Source organism: Tenacibaculum sp. SSH1-16, from assembly GCF_040104435.1.
Classification (GTDB): domain Bacteria; phylum Bacteroidota; class Bacteroidia; order Flavobacteriales; family Flavobacteriaceae; genus Polaribacter; species Polaribacter mesophilus.
Genome location: NZ_JBECOV010000002.1, coordinates 36,155 through 58,111, shown reverse-complemented (window position 1 = coordinate 58,111; position 21,957 = coordinate 36,155). Strand labels below are relative to the sequence as shown.

The 21,957-nt window shown below is 31.4% G+C and carries 16 protein-coding genes; 8 read left to right on the top strand and 8 right to left on the bottom strand.

Going from position 1 to position 21,957, the window contains the following annotated elements:
- Positions 1–10 precede the first annotated feature (10 nt).
- Positions 11–739, bottom strand: a complete 729-nt coding sequence (locus tag ABMY20_RS02815) for a hypothetical protein (protein ID WP_349264591.1) — start codon at positions 737–739, stop codon at positions 11–13.
- Positions 740–748: 9 nt separating this feature from the next.
- Positions 749–4,156: a toxin VasX gene (locus tag ABMY20_RS02810; protein ID WP_349264590.1), complete on the bottom strand. Its 3,408-nt coding sequence runs from the start codon at positions 4,154–4,156 to the stop codon at positions 749–751.
- A 327-nt stretch (positions 4,157–4,483) separates the two neighbouring features.
- Between ABMY20_RS02810 and ABMY20_RS02805 the strand changes: the two genes are divergently transcribed.
- A complete protein-coding gene (locus ABMY20_RS02805; RefSeq protein WP_349264589.1) occupies positions 4,484–5,338 on the top strand; it encodes a hypothetical protein in 855 nt (284 codons plus the stop codon).
- 69 nt (positions 5,339–5,407) lie between these two features.
- Here the strand turns inward: ABMY20_RS02805 and ABMY20_RS02800 are convergent, their stop codons facing one another.
- Positions 5,408–5,860, bottom strand: coding sequence for a hypothetical protein (locus ABMY20_RS02800; RefSeq protein ID WP_167713041.1), 453 nt, complete (start codon positions 5,858–5,860; stop codon positions 5,408–5,410).
- A 163-nt stretch (positions 5,861–6,023) separates the two neighbouring features.
- Here ABMY20_RS02800 and ABMY20_RS02795 point away from each other — a divergent pair, with 163 nt between their 5' ends.
- The 6 genes from ABMY20_RS02795 (at position 6,024) to ABMY20_RS02770 (ending at position 12,472) form a co-directional block, all read left to right on the top strand.
- The gene (locus tag ABMY20_RS02795) at positions 6,024–7,859 is read left to right on the top strand and encodes a tetratricopeptide repeat protein (protein WP_349264588.1); all 1,836 of its coding nucleotides are present in this window, start codon (positions 6,024–6,026) and stop codon (positions 7,857–7,859) included.
- A 1-nt stretch (position 7,860) separates the two neighbouring features.
- On the top strand, positions 7,861–8,610 hold the full coding sequence (locus tag ABMY20_RS02790) for a LytTR family DNA-binding domain-containing protein (protein ID WP_047790718.1): 750 nt from the start codon (positions 7,861–7,863) through the stop codon (positions 8,608–8,610).
- A gap of 92 nt (positions 8,611–8,702) precedes the next feature.
- A complete protein-coding gene (locus ABMY20_RS02785; protein WP_073181980.1) occupies positions 8,703–9,113 on the top strand; it encodes a hypothetical protein in 411 nt (136 codons plus the stop codon).
- Between the two features lie 32 nt (positions 9,114–9,145).
- Complete coding sequence (locus ABMY20_RS02780; RefSeq protein WP_349264587.1) at positions 9,146–9,787, top strand: hypothetical protein; 642 nt, start codon at positions 9,146–9,148, stop codon at positions 9,785–9,787.
- Positions 9,788–9,807: 20 nt separating this feature from the next.
- The gene (locus tag ABMY20_RS02775; RefSeq protein ID WP_196781605.1) at positions 9,808–10,968 is read left to right on the top strand and encodes a DUF6882 domain-containing protein; all 1,161 of its coding nucleotides are present in this window, start codon (positions 9,808–9,810) and stop codon (positions 10,966–10,968) included.
- Between the two features lie 13 nt (positions 10,969–10,981).
- Positions 10,982–12,472, top strand: coding sequence for a M48 family metallopeptidase (locus tag ABMY20_RS02770; protein ID WP_159493271.1), 1,491 nt, complete (start codon positions 10,982–10,984; stop codon positions 12,470–12,472).
- A gap of 42 nt (positions 12,473–12,514) precedes the next feature.
- Here ABMY20_RS02770 and ABMY20_RS02765 read toward each other — a convergent pair whose 3' ends face one another.
- From ABMY20_RS02765 to ABMY20_RS02750, 4 genes are read right to left on the bottom strand one after another with little or no spacing between them, the layout of a single operon-like run.
- Positions 12,515–12,898 (bottom strand): DUF423 domain-containing protein, encoded by a 384-nt coding sequence (locus ABMY20_RS02765; protein ID WP_349264586.1) that lies wholly within the window; start codon positions 12,896–12,898, stop codon positions 12,515–12,517.
- A 13-nt stretch (positions 12,899–12,911) separates the two neighbouring features.
- Positions 12,912–16,571: a metallophosphoesterase gene (locus ABMY20_RS02760; RefSeq protein WP_349264585.1), complete on the bottom strand. Its 3,660-nt coding sequence runs from the start codon at positions 16,569–16,571 to the stop codon at positions 12,912–12,914.
- Positions 16,572–16,616: 45 nt separating this feature from the next.
- Positions 16,617–17,201, bottom strand: coding sequence for a nucleotidyltransferase family protein (locus tag ABMY20_RS02755; RefSeq protein WP_159616524.1), 585 nt, complete (start codon positions 17,199–17,201; stop codon positions 16,617–16,619).
- Positions 17,202–17,205: 4 nt separating this feature from the next.
- A complete protein-coding gene (locus ABMY20_RS02750) occupies positions 17,206–18,225 on the bottom strand; it encodes an XdhC family protein (RefSeq protein WP_349264584.1) in 1,020 nt (339 codons plus the stop codon).
- Between the two features lie 97 nt (positions 18,226–18,322).
- Between ABMY20_RS02750 and ABMY20_RS02745 the strand changes: the two genes are divergently transcribed.
- Entirely contained in the window at positions 18,323–19,558 is a 1,236-nt protein-coding gene (locus ABMY20_RS02745; RefSeq protein ID WP_167713056.1) for a Pycsar system effector family protein, read from the top strand.
- Here ABMY20_RS02745 and ABMY20_RS02740 read toward each other — a convergent pair.
- On the bottom strand, positions 19,551–21,935 hold the full coding sequence (locus ABMY20_RS02740; protein ID WP_349264583.1) for a GAF domain-containing protein: 2,385 nt from the start codon (positions 21,933–21,935) through the stop codon (positions 19,551–19,553). The two genes, ABMY20_RS02745 and ABMY20_RS02740, sit on opposite strands and share 8 nt — an antisense overlap.
- Positions 21,936–21,957 lie beyond the last annotated feature (22 nt).

Genomic DNA, 21,957 nt, shown 5'->3' with positions numbered 1-21,957 from the left:
TTATTTTGTTCTACCATCCCGCCATACGCCTACGCATAGCCTGTTGTTCTGGTGTGTGTTCATCGGTTGGTACAAAGCTTGGATACAAAGGTTTTGGAAAGCCTTCTTTTAATCTACGGTCAAAATCGGCTTGCCTATATGGATGGAAAACATCGCCAAAAGGTAGGGGTCTGTTTTTATCCATATACCATACCATAAAACTCCAATAACGTTCACATCTATTATGTGCTAGTGTCCAAGAAAAATTTTGTTTACGGTCACGTAATATTAAATTATACCCCATAGGTGTAAAGTCCCCGCCTGTTTGTAAGTTTTTATAGACCGTAACCAACCAAAAAGGTACAGTTTCTTGTTTTTTGCTAAAAAATAAACGGGGGTAACTTATGGTACCGTTCATTCTATCTAACACTAATTCTTTATGTGGATTGTAATAATATACCGCTAAATGAAATAAACCTACAATAATAAAAGGAGATGGATATATACAATAATCTACCCAAGTAATCCCCCCTCCATTTTTTCCTATTAATTGTAATAAAAGAATTACTAGCATTACTCCTCCGCCAGTACAAGCAAACATTTTAAATAAATATAGACCTTTTGCCATGTTTATGACAAAGTATTCGTCGTTGGCTTCTTGTATTTTTTCAGCTTTATTGGGTTGTAAATTAAATTTGAATTGGGTAATAGGGTAGTCAACTATTTCATGTGGTAGGGGTTTGGCTTTTAAAAAACTCATAGTATTATTTTAATGTTGTAAGGGAAATTTATTAAAAAACAAGGATGCATCTTCGATGATGGTTGCTTTGCCTGCTTTAACGTTTCTAAAGGTAATATATTCCTCTTCTTTTTTATTGTCTTTTACCAAAGGCATAATATTCCATAAATAGCCTTGCTTATCTTTTGGGTGTAAAGGTAATTGTATTTGTGCATCGGTGTACTTACATAATACAGCAATATGTGAGTATTTGTTTAGATACACTTTGTTTCCTTCGTATTCTTGCTTAACGATATTATTGGCAGCCAGTTGGTGTTTTACTTGTAAGTATTTGGGTACTCGCACCCAAATGTGAAATTGTTTAAATGAAGCGTCCATGTTTCCGTTGCGTAACGATTGTTCTTTAAATTCTGGTTTGTCATCAACTGTAGAGGGAGCCGTAACTACGGTGTCGTAACAATGTTTAGGTAGCTTGTAGCTTTTATTACCTAATAAAGGATCATTGTATTGTACCAAATAAAGCTCGTAGGTTAGTCCGCTTGGATTGTTAAAAAACGTCCCAAACGAAATATCAATGGCTAGGTTACTCCAAAGGGTAGCACTGTTGTCAATCCAGTTTTTATGCAAGTCTTGGTTAGCGGCACGAAAAGTTGGAGTGGTACTTTTGGGAGAAGCATACCGTGTACTATTTGCTTTTATAGTAATGGCACTACCAACTATTAAATTTAGTAAGCGTACATATACACTTTTATAGCTTTCATCAAAACTTGAGGATAAGTACTCTTTTTTATAGGGGTTAATTAATTTTTCTTTGCCTCGATACATTAAGCGTGCATTGTAGTATGGATTGTAATAACTTGGATTTTTCATATAGGTTTTGTTACTAAACGGAAAAAACTTAAAAAAAGTTTCTAACTCATCATCGGTTAAATAATACGCTAATCCGTAAAAAGCTAATCCTAGGCCTCCCACAATTAAACCAGGGACTCCTGTTAACGAAATTAATCCGAAGGTTTCTAGTAAAGATACTGCTGAAAGCACCGCGGCACCACTATACGCTAAGGCGGCATCGTTGTCAGCTTTTGCTAAACTTTTATTTACATCTTCAATGGTGGCAATTAGAGTATAAGCAGATGCTAAACCTCCAAAAAATTTAATAGCTTTTGTACCTTTTGTAGCAAAAGACTTTTCTTTAATATTATCTATTACATCTTTCACTTCTGTAGCAGTAGCTCTTGGCTGTGTGGTAACAAAACTTTTAATTTTTTGTTGGGCAATATCTTTAGAAATACTTTCGGTTACATTTAATCCTGCTGAAATCACTTTTATACCAACACCAACAGTCTTCATAATATCTGTTGCCGAAAAATTTTCTTTATTAGTCATTTTGTTAACTTGTTGAGCTAACGAAAACATTTCAAAAACTAATACGGTACTCCTAAATTGTTGGCTTTGTATAATACTTTCTAACTTGTGGGCATAGGGGAGTTTTTTACCATTTCTAATATATATGGCTAGTTTTTCAGGGTTTGTTTTGGCAGTCGCCATTTTAGCGTCTATTTCTCCTTTAAACTGTTCTTCTACTAATAACCAATAGGTAACGGGTACTTTGGCGTGTTTTATAGCATCAATACGTTTATGTTGCGGGTGTTTAGAAGCTATGTTTTTCTTAACTTTTTCAAAGTCGTTTAAAAACTCTTTATAAATTAAATTTTTACCTGCTGTAACTAAGTGGGTTTCTTTAACTCCGTTGTTAGTACGAGTTATTAAATCAAATTGGTTTCTTAGTAATTCAACTTTTATTGCTTTACCAAAACCAATGTAAGCCTTAGTTACTTTTTTGAAATGACTAAATAATTTTTTTTCAAACTTAACTATGTATTTCCAGTCTTTGGTGTCTTGTTTTTCTAAATCGGTAACTTCAATTGGGCAGAAGAGTACATCGTTTATATGTTTTAAAGAACTTTCACCTTTACTGGTTTTTATAATTTCTTTTACCCAAGTATCTTCATACGGTTTGTATTCACTTTCGGGTAGTAATTGCCTGTCTATCATTTCGGGGTAATGTGCCAAACACAATAAGTGGTCTGAAATTATATTTTTACCCTCTATACTAGCTAATGGGGTAGGGTTATTTTCATAACAAACGTCAATAGCGGTTTTGTAGTACTCGCTTTTTAAGAGGTTTCCTAAATCGTTTCTAAATCCGTTTATTACTTTACGAATACGTTTGCGTTCTTCAATAGCGAGTATGTGGTCTAATTTATCGTGCGATATACCATGGTTTAAATACCACTCTCCTCTTTTACGTGTATAGTCTTCTTTTAATTCAGGGTTGTTGTAAACAAACTTATAGGTAGTTAAGGCAATTGAGAAGATGTATTTTAGTTCTTCTGCCTCCTCTTTAGAAATTTCATCACTTTGTATTTCTCCATAGTCTATAAGCCCTAATTTGTACTTGTATAAATCCATATGGTGTACAGAGGTAGCTAAACACTCTACCATAGAACGTAAATAATCTAGTTTATAAAAAATGATATCTACGAGGTCATAGGCACAGCCAACAGGGTCTGGAAGTGTAATAAACATATCCTCTAATAATGTGTTTTCATTATTAGGGTCGTCGGCATTTTCAATAGCATGAATGGTTTTTAGCTTTTCTTCTAGTCTAGTTGCTTCTGGAAAGTGTTTGTAATCAAACACAGCAATAAAAGAATGATAGGGGCGGTCGTGTATAACTTCTGCTTTTTTTAATTCTTTGCCTTTTTCGTAGCCTTTACACTCAACTTTTATCATTCGTTCGTTTTCTTCTGGCGAAGAAGCAATTTGTTCCAATTGTTGCATAGACCATTGCACATGAGAATAGGCTACCCAAATTACAGAATCTGGTGCTACAATGTAAGTTTCTTTACCTGAGTTGTTTGTAGCGTCTCGTATATCGTTATATTCTCCATTTTCTTTGTTGTCTTTCCAATAAATAGGATTTAAAAGACCACTTGTATCTATTTCGTATTCAAGCCATTTTTTAGGTTCCTCGTCATGCAAAATATATAAATATCCATGTCTTAAACCTGTTCTTTCGTAACGACTATGGGTTAGTTTTGGAGCTAAATTAGAAGGATTGGCACTTTTTCGTTTTGCAGATACAACAACTTCACTAAGCTTATAATCAATTGTTTTTTTATCATTCTTATCGTGTGGCTCAACTTCAACTTCAATATCAGGGGCTCTAACAAACTTGTTGTCTTGTATATGATAGGGAAATGGATTAAAAATCCCGTATCTTAAAAAGTGTAATTCAATTCCTTGTTTCTTAGCTTGTAAGTCAGAACTAATGTTGGTTTTTCCGTCCGGTCCTTTTATTTCAAATTTATAAGTACCTATATTATCATTATAGGCGTCTTCTTGAAATTTTTCTAATTCAATGTTTTCTTTCATGATTTATTATTTTCTTTTTTTTCCATGTTTTTTGCATAGCAAAAACATGACCATAGCAATAATAGCTACAGCATAGCACAGGGGGAGAATATTTTTTTGGATTACAATTTTTCAAAAAAGCATGTTAGCAATTTTTTAAGTGTATGCTTTTTCGATGTTTCAAATGTATAGATAGAAAGTTTATTAATCAAAAAAAGTTTATTTTTTTTATAAATAGCGTTGTTTTTGTTAAAGGAGTTCCTGTGTTATAAAGGGTTGAGGTATTTCCGATTGAAGAAGGAATCTTAACTTAAATCTTTTTATTTTTACAGGGATAAAATTCCTAACATGAAAAAGCTAATACTCTTATTATTAACCATTTTATTAATTACCAGTTGTACCAATTATGGACAACTGAAGCTAGTGTCGTACTTATCGGAAGATTTAAAAGAAGTTTCTGGAGTAGAGAAAAGTAACGACTTAAATGTACTATGGATGCATAACGATAGTGGTAATGCAGCGGAATTATTTAAAGTTAGTACGCAAGGAAAAATTTTACAAAAAAGGGCATTAGCATTAAAAAATCATGATTGGGAAGACATAACTTCTGATACCAATGGAAACATATACATCGCCGATTTTGGTAACAATAATAACAAAAGAAAGAACTTAGTAATTCTAAAAATTAAGGAAGAAGAATTGCTAAAAGGAGACAATGTTGAGGTAGAAAAAATACAATTTTCATACCCCAATCAAACCAAGTTTCCGCCCAAAAAGAAAGACCGTTTTTTTGATGCAGAATCGTTAATTTATAAAGATGGGTTTCTGTATATTTTTACCAAAAGTAGGGTTAAAAATAAGCAAGGTAAAACAATGTTGTATAAAGTTCCGGCAACAAAAGGAGAGTATACTGCTAAATATATTTCCGAGTACACAAACTGCGATGCTTTACATTGTGCAATTACAGCAGCAGCAATATCTCCTGATAAACAAAAAGTAGTTTTGTTAACACATCAATCCGTATTAGTATATGCCAATTTTAAAGAAGATGATTTTTTTAGCGGAGATGTAAAAGAGTATTCTTTTAACCATGTTTCTCAAAAAGAAGGGGTTACTTTTAAAAATAATACAACGCTTTACATAACTGATGAAGCCGCTAAAGGAGGAAACAGCAAGCTATATGAATTTGTAATAAAAGATTAAAAAAACAGTTACCAAAGCTATGTGCAATGATAACTGAAAAGGGGAGGGGAATTGTATATTGTTAAATACTTACACGTAATCTATTTGCCTAGAATAACCCGCATTTATAGCCAATAAAATGGAGTCTTCTCGACTAAAACTAAACGGAATAACAGAGCTTAAAGGTTCTTCAAGCTTCTCTTCTATTGTTTGTTTAGATAACATTAAAGCCTGCTCTACCAATTTATGATATTCGGTTATAAAGTATTTTTTAGGTAAGTTTTCAAACTTAGCAACATCAAAATCATAAAATTTAGTTCTTGTAATAGCTTTGTATTCTTGGTTGTTATGTATAAACAAATAAGTAAGGTCAACGTGAATAGTAGTATTAGCACCACTAGGATCATCTGGCCAATTATAAATTAATAGGTAGGCTCCATCAATACTAACTTTAGGTTTAGAAATCTCTTCAATCTTTTCAAAACTTGTTAAATCACAAGATCCTGTTTTAATAACTTCTTCTATAGTTTCAACTGTACTCATTTTTATCATTTTATTTTAGTCAAATATCTTAGAAAATAGATTTTTGTTTTATAAATGTTTTGTATGCGTAGATGTTAATTTTATAAGTGCTTTGTTAAAGTGAATGAGATGAAGGCAGAATAAAAATATATAACTACTTTAGTTGCTTAATTTTTTACAGAAAATGTTTTTGGTAACCAGAACCAACTTTTTATACGCTATTAGTATTTGTGTTTTTTTTGCAGCTTGTACGAAAAATAAAGTAGATAAAAAACTACAAGAATATTTATATACTATTGATAGCATTTCTCAGCAAAAACCCAATGAAGGGTTAAGAAAAATTGATAGTTTATTAGAAAAGAAACAAAATTCTAAAAACGAAGCGCTATTATTATTTAGTAAAGGAGAATTATTTTACTTAAACGATAAATTAGTAGAGGCTAAAAATATTCATTTAGAAACGTATAGGTTATTTACAAAACTAAAAGACGATTATAATAAAGGTAGGAGCTTAATAACATTAAGTGCTACTTGTATGAAATTAAATGAGCTAGAGGAGGCTCAGAAGTACGCATTAGAAGCTTTAGAAATAGGAAAAAAAATAAAAAATACAAGGTTACAAGCCAAGGCAAATAATCAGCTATTCAATCTTCATTTTATATTAAAAGACTACGAACAGGCATTGTTTTACATAAAAAGGTCTGAAGAATTATTTACCGATCCAAATGATCCTAATTCAATTATAGCAATTAAAAGTAATATTGCAGGCGTTTATTTAATGTTAAAGCAATATAACAAAGCCCTAGAACAATTTTCAGAGGCATTGGCTTTGGGTGAGTCTGCAAAAGACCCTAAGACAATTGTAAGTGTTCTTAATAATATTGGATATACGTATTTGGAAGCAAAACGTTTTGAAGAATCGGAGAAGTTCTTACGAGGAGCAGTAAAACTTAACCAAAAAATTAAAACAATTAACGGAGCTCCGTATAAAGGATTAGGAACCCTTTTTTTGGTAACGAATAGGTTAGATTCGGCAGCAGTAAATTATAATAAGGCAATGTCAATCTACAAAAGTAAAAACAACCTTTCAGAAGAAGTAGAAATACGAGATAAATTAATATCAATAGCCATACTTAAAAAACAGTATGAAGTAGCACTTAACCATCAAATTATACGAGATAGTATTGAGGTGGTAAAAAATAAAAAACAAAATAAAAAACTACTTCATTTTGCCAATGTAAACTATAAAATAAAAGAAAAAGAAATAGCGTTAACACATCAAAAAGAAATAAATAAACAAAATTGGTGGTTAGGAATTAGTGTAATTGTTTCGTTGGTACTTATTTTAATTATAGCATTGTTTATTGGATACAATAATAAATTAAGAGCAGCCAATAAAGCATCTAAATTAGAACAGCGATTGCTTAGAGCCCAAATGAATCCACACTTTATATTCAACACCTTAGCGGCGATACAAAATATAACGTTAGAAGGAAACCCAGTAAAATCTTCAAACTATATAGCTAAGTTTTCAAAACTCATTCGACAAAATTTTGATTATGTTCGAAAAGAAGAAATTAGTTTAGAAGAAGAACTAGCTATGATTTCTAACTATATAGATACACAGCAATTACGCTTTAACAATAGTTTTAGTTATCACATACATATTTCTGAAAACTGTGATACAAAACAAGTAAAAGTACCTCCAATGCTATTACAACCTTTTGTAGAAAATGCTATTGAATATGGTTTGAAAGAAAAGAAATCAGGAGGAATATTGAGTCTCAATATTCGAAAAACAGCACAAGAACTGTTTTTTGAAATTGAAGATAATGGAGTAGGAAGAAAGCAAAAAAAGAGTCAAGAAAAAATAGCAAAAGATTTACACGCTACCGATATTTTTATTGAAAGACTACAGATAAGAAATAAAGGGGAAGAAAAATCTTTTACAATAGAAGATTTACATGATAATGATGGAAACCCATCAGGAACAAAAGTTGTATTTAAATTAAAGTTATAAAATGATAAAAGCGGCTATAATAGAAGATGAGTTTAATGCGCTAAACACTTTAACAAAGCTGTTGCAATACACGCAAAAAGATATAGAAATTGTAGCTAAAATTGATAATGTAGATGAAGCTATAGATTTTTTAAGTAACAACAATTTAGACTTGGTATTTATAGACATTGAGTTGATTGGTGGAAATGCTTTTCAAATATTAGAAGCTTTAGAAACCATAAACTTTAAAATGATTTTTACCACAGCTTACGATGAGTTTGCTATAAAAGCAATTAAGTTTGATACGGTAGATTATTTATTAAAACCCATAGATTCTGATGAGTTAAATGCATGTATAGGTCGTTTTAGAACTGAATTTGAAAAAGATAAAAAATATACACAAGCACTACATAAAATAAGTGAATTAGATAAAAAAGAAGCTCAAAAAACATTGCTTATTAAAACTACTGAAGAGCAACATTTTTTGCATGTAGATGATATTGTACGTTGCCAATCTGATGGAAGTTATACCGTTTTTTATACTACAGATAAAAAAATAATGAGTGCTAGAAATTTAAAGTATTATGAAAATATTTTAAGCACGCACGCCTTTGCTAGGGTACACCAATCTCACTTAATCAATATAAAATATTTAGCTTCGGTAAGTGCCAATACAGTTAAATTATCAAGTGGTGAAAACGTTCCTTTATCATCAAGAAAGAAGACGTATTTAAAGCAGTTTTTAGAGAACTTTAATACGAATACAAAATAGAAAGTAACACATATAAAACTCATTAAAAGAGTACTAAAGTTCCCTGTAATTTTGAGGTAAATAATAGAAAGTAACCTTAAAAAAACAATCATATGGGACTTAAAGAAAAAAGATTTACAAAAGCTTTTCAAGAAGAAAAATATCCTGCATTAAAAGAACAAATAAACAATGCAGCAGGTTTTGATGTAACAATAGATGTAGAGTGGGACACTATGTTTGAAGATAAGTTTTTACACTTATATGATGATAGTTACCCTAAAATTTACTTCCAACCACTTATTGATGCTTTTTCAGCCATAGCAACTGATGATATGGGAAAAGAAGCATTAGCAGAATCGTTAAAGAAAGTGGTTATTACCAACAAAGACGATCACCACAACCCAACGCATGCTTATACTTTTGAAGAAGGAGTTTTACAAGTAAACCATAGCCCAATTTTAAACGCAGATAAAGTTCAAGACAGAACAGATGCACTTGTTGATTTATTAGAGAATAACCTATAGTCTAGTAATTCACAATAAAAAACAAAATTGCTATGGAAACAGATTATATCAATCAATTTAAAGCGCAATCACCAGCAGCTATAATCCAAGATATGTTTAGTGAGAAGAAACAACTAAAAGTTGCTTTGTCATTAAAAAGTGGAGTTTATATAGAAGGTTTTGTGGTTGATGTTGCTAAGGAAGAATACCAAACATTTGTGTGTATGAAAACCGAAGAACAAGAAGTATTGTTTTTCGACCTCCAAGAAGTATCCGTTTTACGAATTAAACACCCTAAAAAAATAGCTGTTTCTTTATCTAAAGGAAGTATCAGTCGCCCGTTAGGAGAGGAGCCCATAAGTACTTTACAATTAAAAAGATGGATTGTAGAGCAAGAATCGTTGCTAGATGCAACAATCAACTTATCGTTAGAAAAATCAGTATTGCAAGAAGCAAACGCTCGATTAAATAGTAAAGATGTTATTACTAGTTTGTTAAAAGCAAAACAATTAATAATAGAGGATGAAATGGGATTAGCTGCATGGAAAGAAATAAAAACTGTAGCTATTACTAATACAGAAAAATTGCAGGTAAGTAAAGAAGGAAATGTATTAAAAATTGGTATTGAAATTACCAAAGCTCTACCAAAAGAGTTAGAGCATCTTTTTGTTGAAAAGATAGAAGAAATATTATAGAATACTAAAATTATTAAAAAATGGGTCTTAAAGAAAAAAGAGCAGTTCAAACATTTAAAAACGAATCATTTCCAGCATTAGAAGCGGAAATAAACAATAAAGCAGGATTTAATGTATCATTAAACATAGCATGGGATACGTTGGTAGAAGATAAGTTTTCTCACCTTTACAATGATACGTTTCCAAAAATATATTTTCAACCGTTAATTGAAGCAATCAAAGCTGTAAACATTGATGAAATTGGGGGAGAATTGCTAAAAAATGGATTAAAAGAAGTAAAAATTGTTAATGAAAATAACGAGCACAATTTAGAAAGAGCAATCACTTTTGTAGATGGGGTGTTAACTATTAATCACAGCCCAATTATGAATGCAGATAAGGTGGAAGAAAAAACAGAAAGAATTGTACACCTTTTAGAAACTCATTTAGAAGAATTTGCAGGAAGTGAAGCTAGTGTTGAAAGTACAGAAAACCCAAATAATATTGTAGGAGGGAAGGTAGATAACACTATAAAGTTGAGCTTACCTCAGTTGCACAACCAATATGTAGCTTTAGCTTTTGAAAAGCAAGATAACTTAGCAGATATTGTTGAGGATTTACCTTGGACTTGTGATATGCTTCAAGGAACGGTAACCTACGGTGATTTAACTTTTAAAATGCAGGTATTAGGAACCTACTCTCACAATGAAAAATCATGGTTATGGGCTTGGGCAAATAAACAAAGCGGTATTCCAGAACAATTTTTAGAAGCTTCATTACAAATGAAAGCTCTAGGAGAACGCCATGGAATAGAAGACTTACTTTCCTCAAAAATAGAAACAGAACACGATCCAGGACATTATTTCTCATTCGTAGCAACAGGAGTAAATCAGGCAAGTTGTTATGCACCATTACCTTTTAAAGGGCTTACTGTGTATGTATTATTATATACGGATATAGTTGATGAAAAAGAGATAAACATTCCTGCTTTAATTTGTTCACACTTCTCAAAAACAACTACTCGTATGGATTTTGAACACAAGCATGCATTGTTTTGCTATTTAGTTCAAAAAGGATATGAAGTTGAGGTATCAGGAAATAATATCGTTGCTAAAAAAGGAGAAGATCAAATTTTAGGAATTTTTGACCTAAAAGGAAGATTATTAAAGTTGTCTAACTCAACAGTTCCTGTAGGAGCTTAAAAAAAGAAAAAGTATGTATCAATCTACCACACTATCAGAATTAGAAAAAGAGCATCAAGACGCATTAACTCAGGCGCAAAATAAGATGATGGAAGATTTGAATCTTGCACAACAGAACGGTGATAACGATTTAATTCACCAAGCAAGTGTTCATTTTCAAAACGTAGCTAAAGAATTAGCAGAACAATACACTAAACGTATTGAAGAAATTAACGAGTTAAACCTTAAAAATGTAACAGAAAACATTCAAGAGGTGTATGATAATTCTAGAGCAGATATTGACTTAAACGCATTGGTATATGACGGTGATCGAGATTATGTTTTAGAGTTTCAAGAAGATGAGTTAATTCAAAAAACCTTAGAAAGAATAAAAGAAAACAATCCAGTTTTTAAATCGAGAAGACATTTGTTGAAATCAAGTTTACGATTAACAAAAATGTTAGCTCCAGTGCTTCACGAAATTGGAGAGCATTGTAAAGAGGTTTTAAAATTGAAAGCTGATATTGAGTTTTTTGTGTATCAAAACGATAAATTCAATGCGTCATGTTATCCGCCAGATGAAGATAAACTGTATATTATTTTAACTTCAGGAATTTTAGAACGTTTTACAAAAGACGAGTTAGCTTTTGTCATTGGTCATGAAATAGGGCATGTATTGTTTGAACACTTTAATTATCCAGTAAAACATATTTTAGACGAAGGTGCAAACGATTTAGCGCCAATTCATGCGATGAAGTTATATGCATGGAATCGTAACGCTGAAATTAGTGCAGATAGAGCTGGCTTATTATGCTGTAAGAGTTTTGAGGCAGCAGCGAGAACATTCTTTAAGCTATCGTCTGGAGTAACTTCTGATTCTTTAGATTTTAAACTAAACGAGTATATCAATCAGTTTTCAGATTTAGAAGAAGTTTTAAATGATGACACACACGATCCGTCAGATTGGTATAGCAGTCACCCGTTTAGTCCACTTCGTATTAAAGCGTTAGAGTTATTCAATAAGAGTAAAACGTATGAGTTATTTAATCCTGAAGTTAATGGAGAAATAACAGAGGAAGCGATGGAGCTAGAAATACAACGAATTATGTCGTTAATGGAACCAGAAGACTTAGGAAATGAAACCGAGCATTCAGAAAAGATTCAACGTTTTATGTTCTTAGGTGGTTATATGATTTCAAAGGCAGATGGAGTTGTTGATGATTCTGAAATACAGGCATTGAGTAGTGTAGTATCTCCATCAGTTTTTGCACAGTGTATGTTAACGATTAAAGGATTAACAGAGCAAGATATTATTGATGAAATTATAGCTTTGGCTAAAGAATTAGATATCGTAATTTCTGTGATGCAAAAACTAAATATTCTAAGAGATTTATCTATTATTTCTTATGCTGATGGAAGCATAGATGCTTCAGAAGTTGAGGTGCTATATAACTTAGCAAAGCAACTATATATAAAAACTGAATTTATTGATAGAATTATCAGTGACGCACAAGGCGTTGATTAATAACATAATTTTTGTTTACCATGCTAGCCAAACTATACATATTTAACTGTGTATGGTTTGGCTTATGTTATATATTAAAAGACCCCATCCAACAATAAGTAGTAGACCTCCTAAAGGAGTAATAGGACCTAAAAAGGTCATTTTTTTACCTTTAGCGCCAGATAATACTAAACCATAAATGCTAAAAGAAAACAGTATAATTCCAATTAGAAAAGCGTAATATACTGCTGAGCTAGGTGCGTCAAAATAACTTCCAACGAATAATAAAACGAGTGCATGATACATTTGATATTTTACACCCGTTTCAAATGATTTTAGTTGTTCCTCGGTTAAAATTTTCTTTAAGGCATGTGCTCCAAAAGCTCCAAATATTACAGCAAGCATACCAAATAAAGCACCTGTAATTAATACAATTTGTTGTGTCATATTTTTTTAAGAGTTAAAAAGAAAAACCAATACTAAAAGCTACTCTATCCTCTTGTGAATTTCCTTTAAAGTATGAAATATTAGCTGTGAATAAGTCGATTCCGCTTAGCCAAAAAGAACCACCATAACTAGTATGCCATTTCGTTGAATTAGGTGAATACGGAGACCATACTCGACCGTAATCAAAACCACCAGTAATACCAACTTTTATAGGAATAACTCCTGTATGAATACGTCCAAAACGTAAACGTAAATCGTTACTATGATAAAAACTTTCGGTTCCAGAAAAACGTTCTCTGTTAAAACCACGTAAATTACGGTCACCGCCTAAAGTAGCCGCTTGGTAAATTTCAAAACGATTCCCTACATTAATTTGAGTTCCAACTTCAGAAGCAAAAACTAATGAGCGGTTGAATACTAGGTTTTGATACATAGCCAAAGAACTTTTAATGTAACCAAAGCGTCTGTCGAAATCGTCTAAGTTGGCTTTAGCCCCAACAGCTAAATCGAAGTTCATACCTTTGGTAGGAAAACTACTATTGTCTACTCGGTTGTGATTAAAGTTTAATTCACCTCCCCAAAAATAATTAGTATCAAAAATAGCTGTAGGTTGATTGTCAAAATTATTAATAAATCTACCAGGTGTATCTTCAATCTCAATAGCCTCAAAAAGGCCTGAAATTTTAAAGATACTTCCACCTCGTAAGCGCTTTAATAAAGAAGGAGAAAAACTAATTTCTTCTTTTTTAACACGATAATGATCCAAATTGAAACTTTGGTCGTAAATACTTTCATTTCCCCATCCAAAGAAATTAAAGGAATAGTTATCGCTAGTGGCTTTGGCACGTAAGTGTAAGCTCCAATTGCCAATTAACTCTGTAAATTCACCATTGTATTCTAAATCGTATCCACTAGTTGAAGAATAGTAGTTTGCAGCTAATGTGTGTTGGCTAGCGAAAGGTTGTTTTTTAAAGCCTTGTTGTGTATGTGTAACCGAAGCACCAAAAAAGAAACCGTCATCTGGATTGCTACCTAAGCTCGGATAAACAACAGTAGTGTTGTTGTTAATGTCATGCGCATCATAGGTGTTTTTGAAGTAACTATTTGAACGTAAATCCGCAGTTTCAGAACTAGGGTTTATTGTATTTTTCTTTGATTTAAAATCGTAGATTTTAGTCTTCTTTCCCCAACCTGCAACAGATGATTTATCAGTGTATACATCGTGATTCTGTCCCCCTATAATTCGTAGTAAAATACCATCATGTACATCACCAGAAATTAAAAACTCATCATCTCCATTTAAACCATAAAGTTGTATTTCTTTGGTTTCTTTTGTTTTGAAAACACGGTTATAAATTTCATTATCTTTTCTAAAAACAACAACGCTAGTTTCTTCATCATTTAAACGTTTAATAATGAATTTATCGTCTTTATCTGTACCAACTACATGTACAACTTTGTTTAGTTTGGTGTAATAACGTTTAGCAATTTCTTTTAATTTATCTCTTCGAGCTTTAATTTTAGCAATGGTTTCTTTTCCATCAATATCATAAATAACCTTTGGTAATTGTTGGATTGATTTTTCAATTACTTCATCAGTTAAATGTTGTTGAATGTACTCAGCTTGTTTATTCCATTCATCGAGTGTTAATTCATTTAAAAAAGCAGTATCAAAAAAGCGAGCATAATTGTTGTACCATTTCATGTTTTTGATATCGTTGTCAAAAGTTTGCATATTTCTTACTAAGGGTGCAAACTGTTGAAAAAGCGGAATCATAACTCCATCAAACTTAGAAAAAGGTTGGTCTCTATCTCTTGGAATTGGACGATAATACTTTTTACCATCTTTGGTTTTAAAAGAAGCCCATCGCCATTGATCTTCATGTCTATCCCAGTCGCCAATAACCATATCAAATAAGCGAGAGCGAATTACCCATTCTTGGTCGATAGAGTGCTTACCGTTTTTTCTAATTTTTTCTAACACATCAAATGTGCTAATAATATCGTCTGAATTTCCAAAGTTGTCTAATTCACTACGGTCATCAGCAGGTCGTTCTTCTAACAAGTATAACTGTCCGCCAAAGATGTCGTTATGCTTACCTAAAGCGGGTTGCTTAGGCATGTAGTATAATTTGGGGTTGGTATGGTAAATATTTACGGATTCTGCCATACCAGGAAGAACAAAAGCAGCATATGGGTGCGACATGGTAAAAATATCTTGAACTACATCAACTAAAAAAGTACCTTTTAAAATACCTCCCATAATACGACTTCCATCTTTAACCATTGAGCGTAACACGTATTGTTTACCATCAGGGTTTTCTAATCGTAACGAATTGGTTTGGTTACCACCACCTCTTCTAATAGGGGTTAAGCCTCCAAAAACATTCTCTAACTCCAAAACAGGAACTTTTACTGTTTTTCCGTACTTATCTCTGTTTAAATCTCCCCACATAAATTTATGAAAACCACTAACCTCTGTGGATTCTGGAGGATAAATTGAGGTTTCTACAAATTTCTTATGCTCTTCGTATTCAGGAAAGCTAGTATATTTTTTTGTTTGTTTTGGTTTTACAATTTCTTTACTGAATAAAAGTTTGTGACCATCTGTGGTATTGGCAGCATAGTATTCAATAACAGCTGAACCATCTTTGTAGTAATTTAATTTAGCATATCCATGATTACCATAGGTAAATTGAGCTCCATAACCAACCAAAGCAGCTGATTGCTTTGAGCCCGAGCCACTAATTACTTGTTTAAACCCGTCTTGTTCTATATATTGTAAGTTGTGATCGTGACCAGAAACAAATACAACATTGTCTGTGAAATCATTAGATACTGTTTGTATTTGAGTAACAAAGTCACTATAACTTTTATTAAAAATATCGGTTTGTATACCTACGTGTGAACGTAACGCATTTTTTAAAGTACCTAGAACAGGTAGTGGACTCATGTGATCTTTTACAGAAAAACTTCCTCCATGTGGACCATTACTATATAAAGGATGGTGTACAGCTACTACAACATTTTTATATCTATTTTTTTTAAATAAACTAGAAAGCTCTTGAATAAAGTGTTCACGAGTTTTAATGTCGCAGTTATCGTTCATTTTTGGCTCTTTGTCCCAGTTCATAATAAACCAACGACTATCAATAAGAATTAAAGTAAGGTCATCGTTAATTTTTACTTTGTCTAGTCCACAACCACCTTCAGGTAAAAAGGAGTTTTTACCTAAAGCTTTTTCAACCAATCGCTCCTGCTCTTTTAAGCCATCAACACCATTATACCAGTCGTGATTTCCAGGAATAAAAATTGTATTTCCTTTAAAGTCTTTCAGAGCGTCAATTTGTGTTTGTAAACGATGCTCTGCCAAGGCTCTATCTTTGTGTTCTTTACTTGGTATTCCGTAAGGGTAAATGTTATCTCCTAAAAATAACGTAGTTGATTTTTTAGGAGCTTTGGTTAATTCTTTTTGAAAATAAGTTAAGGTAGGAGTTGTTTGTCCCATTTCGGCATTACCAGCGTCTCCAATTAAATAAAAGGAGTGTAACAATTCTTTATTTATTTGAATTGTTTTTGGTGAAGTCTTATCTGCGTACTTAGCTTTATAGGATGCACAAGCACTAACTACAACAATTATAGTTAGATACATGCAAAACTTGGTAAAGTTCATGTCTTATTTTTTAGTTATGTAAAAATAAGGCTTTTTAGAGTAAAATTACTGTTTTAATAAATACTGATAATCTTCAGGAGTATCAATATCTAGTAAGTTTAAAGAGGAGTTCACTTTGAAAATATTATCGTCATGTTGTAATAGAAAATTTTTAGCTCCTTTATCACCTTTTAAGTTTAGTAACTTATTAAAATATTCTTTTGGAAATATGGCAGGAACTCCAACACTTCCTTGATAATTGGAAGTAATTATTTTAGAAGGATTTCTTTTTGAAACTTTAATTAAGGAGTTTAAATACTCTGAAGTAACATGAGGCTGATCGGCTAGCATTATTAGAGCATTATCAAAGTTATGTTCTTGTAAAAACTCAATACCCTTTATAATGCTAGTACTTAAACCATCTTGGTGTTTTGGATTATATATTGTTATAATAGCATTTGTTGTAAGTTTCTTTTCAATGGCGTCTTTATTAGCCCCCAATACGCAAAACACATTTTTTATTACTGATTTTTGAGCTTGTTCAATAGTCCATTCCAGTAACGTAGTGTTTTTATAAGGAAGCAGTTGCTTTATTTTTCCCATTCGAGAAGCACTTCCAGCAGCTAATATGAGAATTGCTGTTTTTTGCATCTATTTATTCATGGATTCGTCCAGTAATCTTTTTTAGAGAAAAAACTTCTTTTTTACGAATTACGGATAGTATTTCTGCTAAGATTGATAAAGCAATTTCTTCTGGGGTTTCTGCTCCAATATTTAATCCAGCGGGAGTATGAATTTTATCTAAAAATTCATCAGTAATATCGGGTGAAAATTCAAACAGTTCGTTAAATAGTTTTTCTCGTCGTTTAGCAGCACCTAAAATACCTATATAAATAGGATTTTGTTCTTGTAATTTAATAAGCCAACGTAAATCGTAAGTGAAATTATGATTCATAATAACAATAGCAGTATTGTTATTTACTTGAGAAAGTTGAATTAATTCTGGAGTTTGTGCAACTACCGATTTAGCTCCGGGAAAATCGATTAATTCTTTTGGATCTTTTATAGAGGTAATTACATCGACTTCCCAGCCTAACTGAGTGGCTAGTGTACATAGTTTTACAGCATCGTGCTCTCCGCCAATAATAAGCAAACGAAATAGTGGTTGTAAAGTTTGTTTAAAATTAGCTAACTGACCTGTTTTTTCAGTATCAAACTCTTTGTTGAAAGTAAATATTTGTTGATTGTTAAACTGAATTATGGAACCGAAATCTCCGTGTGCTTCATCTTCTTTTTGAAAAAAAGATATAATATCATATGGTCTTCTTTCTTTACTATTTTTAGAAAAAGCATCAATAAATTCAGTTGAAAGATAAAAGGGTTCTAAAAGAACATACAATATTCCCTCACAACCTAAACGGTAACGACCATCATAGGTCACTATTTTTGGTTTGTTGTTTTCAAAAACAGATTGTGCTCTACGTTGTATTTCTTTTTCAACACAACCACCGCTAATAGCACCGATTATTCTTCCATTAGAAGAGAGTAACATTCTAACTCCTGGTTTTCTGTAAGAAGAGCCATCTAAATCTACAACCGTTGCTAAAATATTTTGTATGCCTTGTTGTTGATTTATAGAGGCTTGTTGTATTATTTCTTTAAATTCGTGTGTCATTTCGTGTAAAAATACTCTTTTAAAAGTACGCTTTTTTATCACTTTATTAAAAATTAATACTGGTTAATAATTTATTATTTTAGCAAAAACCTTTTTCATGAACAGTTTGATACAAGAAACAGAGCAATTTGTAATTGATTTATTAAATGAAAATTTAGATAAAAACTTTGTATATCACAATATTGCCCATACTCAACGAGTGGTTGAGAAGTCACTCGAATTAATTGAAGGAGAAAATTTCTCAGAAGAGCAGCAACAAATTTTAACATTAGCAGCATGGTTTCATGATGTTGGATATACAGTTAATCCTGAAAATCATGAAGAAGAAGGTATAAAAATAGCAACAGAGTTTTTAAAGAGTAAAAAAGTATTAGGAAGTGTTATAGATGAAGTATCTAAATTAATAGCTTCAACTAAAATGGGAGCAAAACCTAAAAAACAATTAGAGAAGGTTTTAAGAGATGCAGATTGTTCTCATGTTGGAAGTAAAAATTATACAGACTTTAATGAATTATTACGAAAGGAAAGAGAACTAGTATGTAAGAGAAAAATTAAAACTGTTGAATGGGATGACGCTAATCTTGAGTTTTTAACAAAACATCGTTTTTATACAAGCAAAGCTTCTAAGCTTTGGGAAAAACAAAAAAGTAAAAATATAGCTCAACTTTTAAAGAGAAAACAAAAAGAGTTGCAAGAAGCCGCTAAACTTAAACAGAAAAAAGAAGAGTTAGCATATAAAAAAAATAAGATTGAATTACCAGAGAGGGGTATTGAAACTATGTTTCGTGTAGCACTCCGTAATCATATTACGTTAAGTGATATTGCAGATACAAAGGCAAATATTTTACTATCCGTAAATGCAATCATTATTTCGATGACATTGTCAACGTTAATCCCTAAATTAGATAATCCATCTAATTACTACCTAATAATACCTACGTTAATTTTTTCAATTTTTACGGTAATATCTATTGTGTTATCGGTTTTAGCAACAAGACCCAATGTTACTGAAGGGAAATTCACAAAAGAAGATGTAGCTAATAAAAAAGTAAATCTTTTGTTTTTTGGGAATTTTCATCAAATGCAATTGCCTGATTTTGATTGGGCAATGAGCGAAATGATGAAGGATCGTGATTATTTATATGGATCACTTACTAAAGACTTATACTTCTTAGGATTAGTGTTAAATAGAAAGTATAAGTTATTGCGTATTACATACACAGTTTTTATGATTGGTATTTTGGTAAGTGTTGTTGCTTTTGTATTTGCTTTTTATCAACAAGAACAAGCAACAAAGTTAGGAGAAACTGTTTCTGTAATGTGTGCTATTTAAACTCCTGAATAAGTTCGTCAATAGTCATTGTTTTTTGAGTATCAAAGTCTTTGTTGTAAATAACCTCTACACGTAAGGCTTTTAATCCAGAAACACCTTGCAAATCTTCAATATCTAATTTTTCTATATTACCTAGTAATTTTTTAGATTGTAAGTACTTGATATATTTGTAATACTCATCTGCATCTTTGTCTTGAGAGTACACAATTGCTATCTTACCAGGGACTGTTAATCGTTCTTCAGTTCCTTTAATGTGAGCCTTATCAATACGTTTCTTAATAATTTCGTAACGAATATTATAAGCACCATCAACGTCAAACTGTTTTTCATCCATTCTAAATTTTATAGCTAAAGGATTGCTGTGAACTAAAATTAAAGAAGCTACTCTAAGTTTATGTTCCATTTTTTCAGCAGCTTTTAAAGCTATATTTTCCATTTCACACATCACCTGTAGTTGCCATAACCTAAGGTTGTATAAATATAAGTCGTCATATTTTTTTTCTTTTGTTAAAGATTGTCCTATGTACATATTATACTCAACACCATCTGTTTTATAGCGTTCAAAATAATGAGGAAACATCTTTTGCGCTTCTTCTTGCCTAATATCTATAAAAGAAGCTAGTTTATCGTTTAATAAAGTAACACTATCTTCATAAGATTTTCTTTTCTCATATACAACCTGCAAATCAGGATCTAAACGATTGATATAAGATTTTACTAATATGCTTAAATCATTGTTTACTTCCTTTATGTGGTTAAAAACAGGATAAATTTCACGTTTTAAAAAATCTAAAATAGCAATTTCATCACCAGCTTTTAAACCTTCTTTTACATCTGATAAATATTCTTGAACTCTAAATTGTAACTCTTTGTAAATAGGGAGGTTCTCAACTTTACAGGCTTCTAATAATACTGAAATAGCCAGAGAAAGTTGGGTTATTAAGTCTTCTTTAATAGCAGCGTTTCTAGCTACCGATGAACCTTTAATATCAGACTGTCCATATAAAGGGTGTACGTCAGGAAAAATAATATCCTCAATTTTAACTTTTTCCTTTGCTTCATATGATTCTCTATGAAACCTTTCAGCAGCTTCATAAAAACGCCATTTTACAGTAGGATGAATAGATGTATAATTTTCTTGAATTGTAGCCTCTAAGATATTTTTATGTTCTTCAGAGAAACGATCAACCGCAATTTTAAACAGTGGAATTAAGTCTTGTAATTTATTTTGATTAATAGAGTTTAGTTCAAAAGGTCTAGGAGAAGCAAACTCAATAATAGCTATACTGTTTTTTGTTGATGCTTGTATAGGAACCAAAATTATACTGCCAATATTTTTGTCTTTTAAACGTTGATAAAGGTTTTTATTTTCAGCTTGATTTCCATACTTTTCTACATCAGAAATAGCAAGAGTTTCATTGTTTATGAAAAGTTTTTCTAAAGTGTAATTACAAAAAATGCAATCACAAGAAACATCTTTATCGTAATTTAATACTAAACTTTCTTCTTTATTTATGTGTGAAGAGGAAAAGTTATTAGAATCTGTTTCAAAAATAGAAAACCCTAAAGAGAGGTCTGGAATTCCAAAAAACCTTTGAAAGATGCCTTCTAAGGTATGAACTAAATTATCGTCTTTTTTTATAAGGCTAGTTCTTATTTCTGAAATAATTTCATCTGTTGTAACGTCAAACAAGTTCATAATCCCAAAACCTTTAAAAATATAAGATTTAGGAGGGAATTTTTCTTTCCAAATATTTATATCTTCAAAATTATCAAGTAATATTTTTATATCCTCTTCAGTGATTTTAGGAGTGCCTTCTGCGGGGAAAATTTCCATAAAATCAGCATTAAAAGCTGCGCGATATTTTTTTATAGTATTAATTGTTTTATCAGGGATATCAAAGAAAAAAGGTCGTTTTAAATCAATAGGATAATCGTAAACACTAGCTAAAATTAAACTACATGCATAAATGTACATTAAATCACTTTCAAAGTTTCGAACTTTTAATTCATAATCATTTCCAGCATTTTGTAAAATTTTTTCAAATCGAGTTGTAAACTTGAAAGAAGTAAATGTAAATGGAATGCTTACTGCTTTAATTTCATTTTCTAATAATAATTCAGGAAACAAAGGTTCAAGCAATAAATCAATAGCTTCTTTATGTTTTTCTAATATTGATTCATCAGAAAACCCATTAATCAATTCAGGAGCTTTTTTTGCCTCTCGAACTATGTTTATTGATGATTGATGATAAGGATGTTTTTCATACTCTTTAGAAGCATATTTTTGAAATAAAGCGACTACCTTTTCAAAACTTATTTTTAGTTTAAAAGGAAGTTCTAGATTTTGAATGTCTTTTGTTCGTCTTATGTTCATAGAGTAATAAAAAAATAATCAA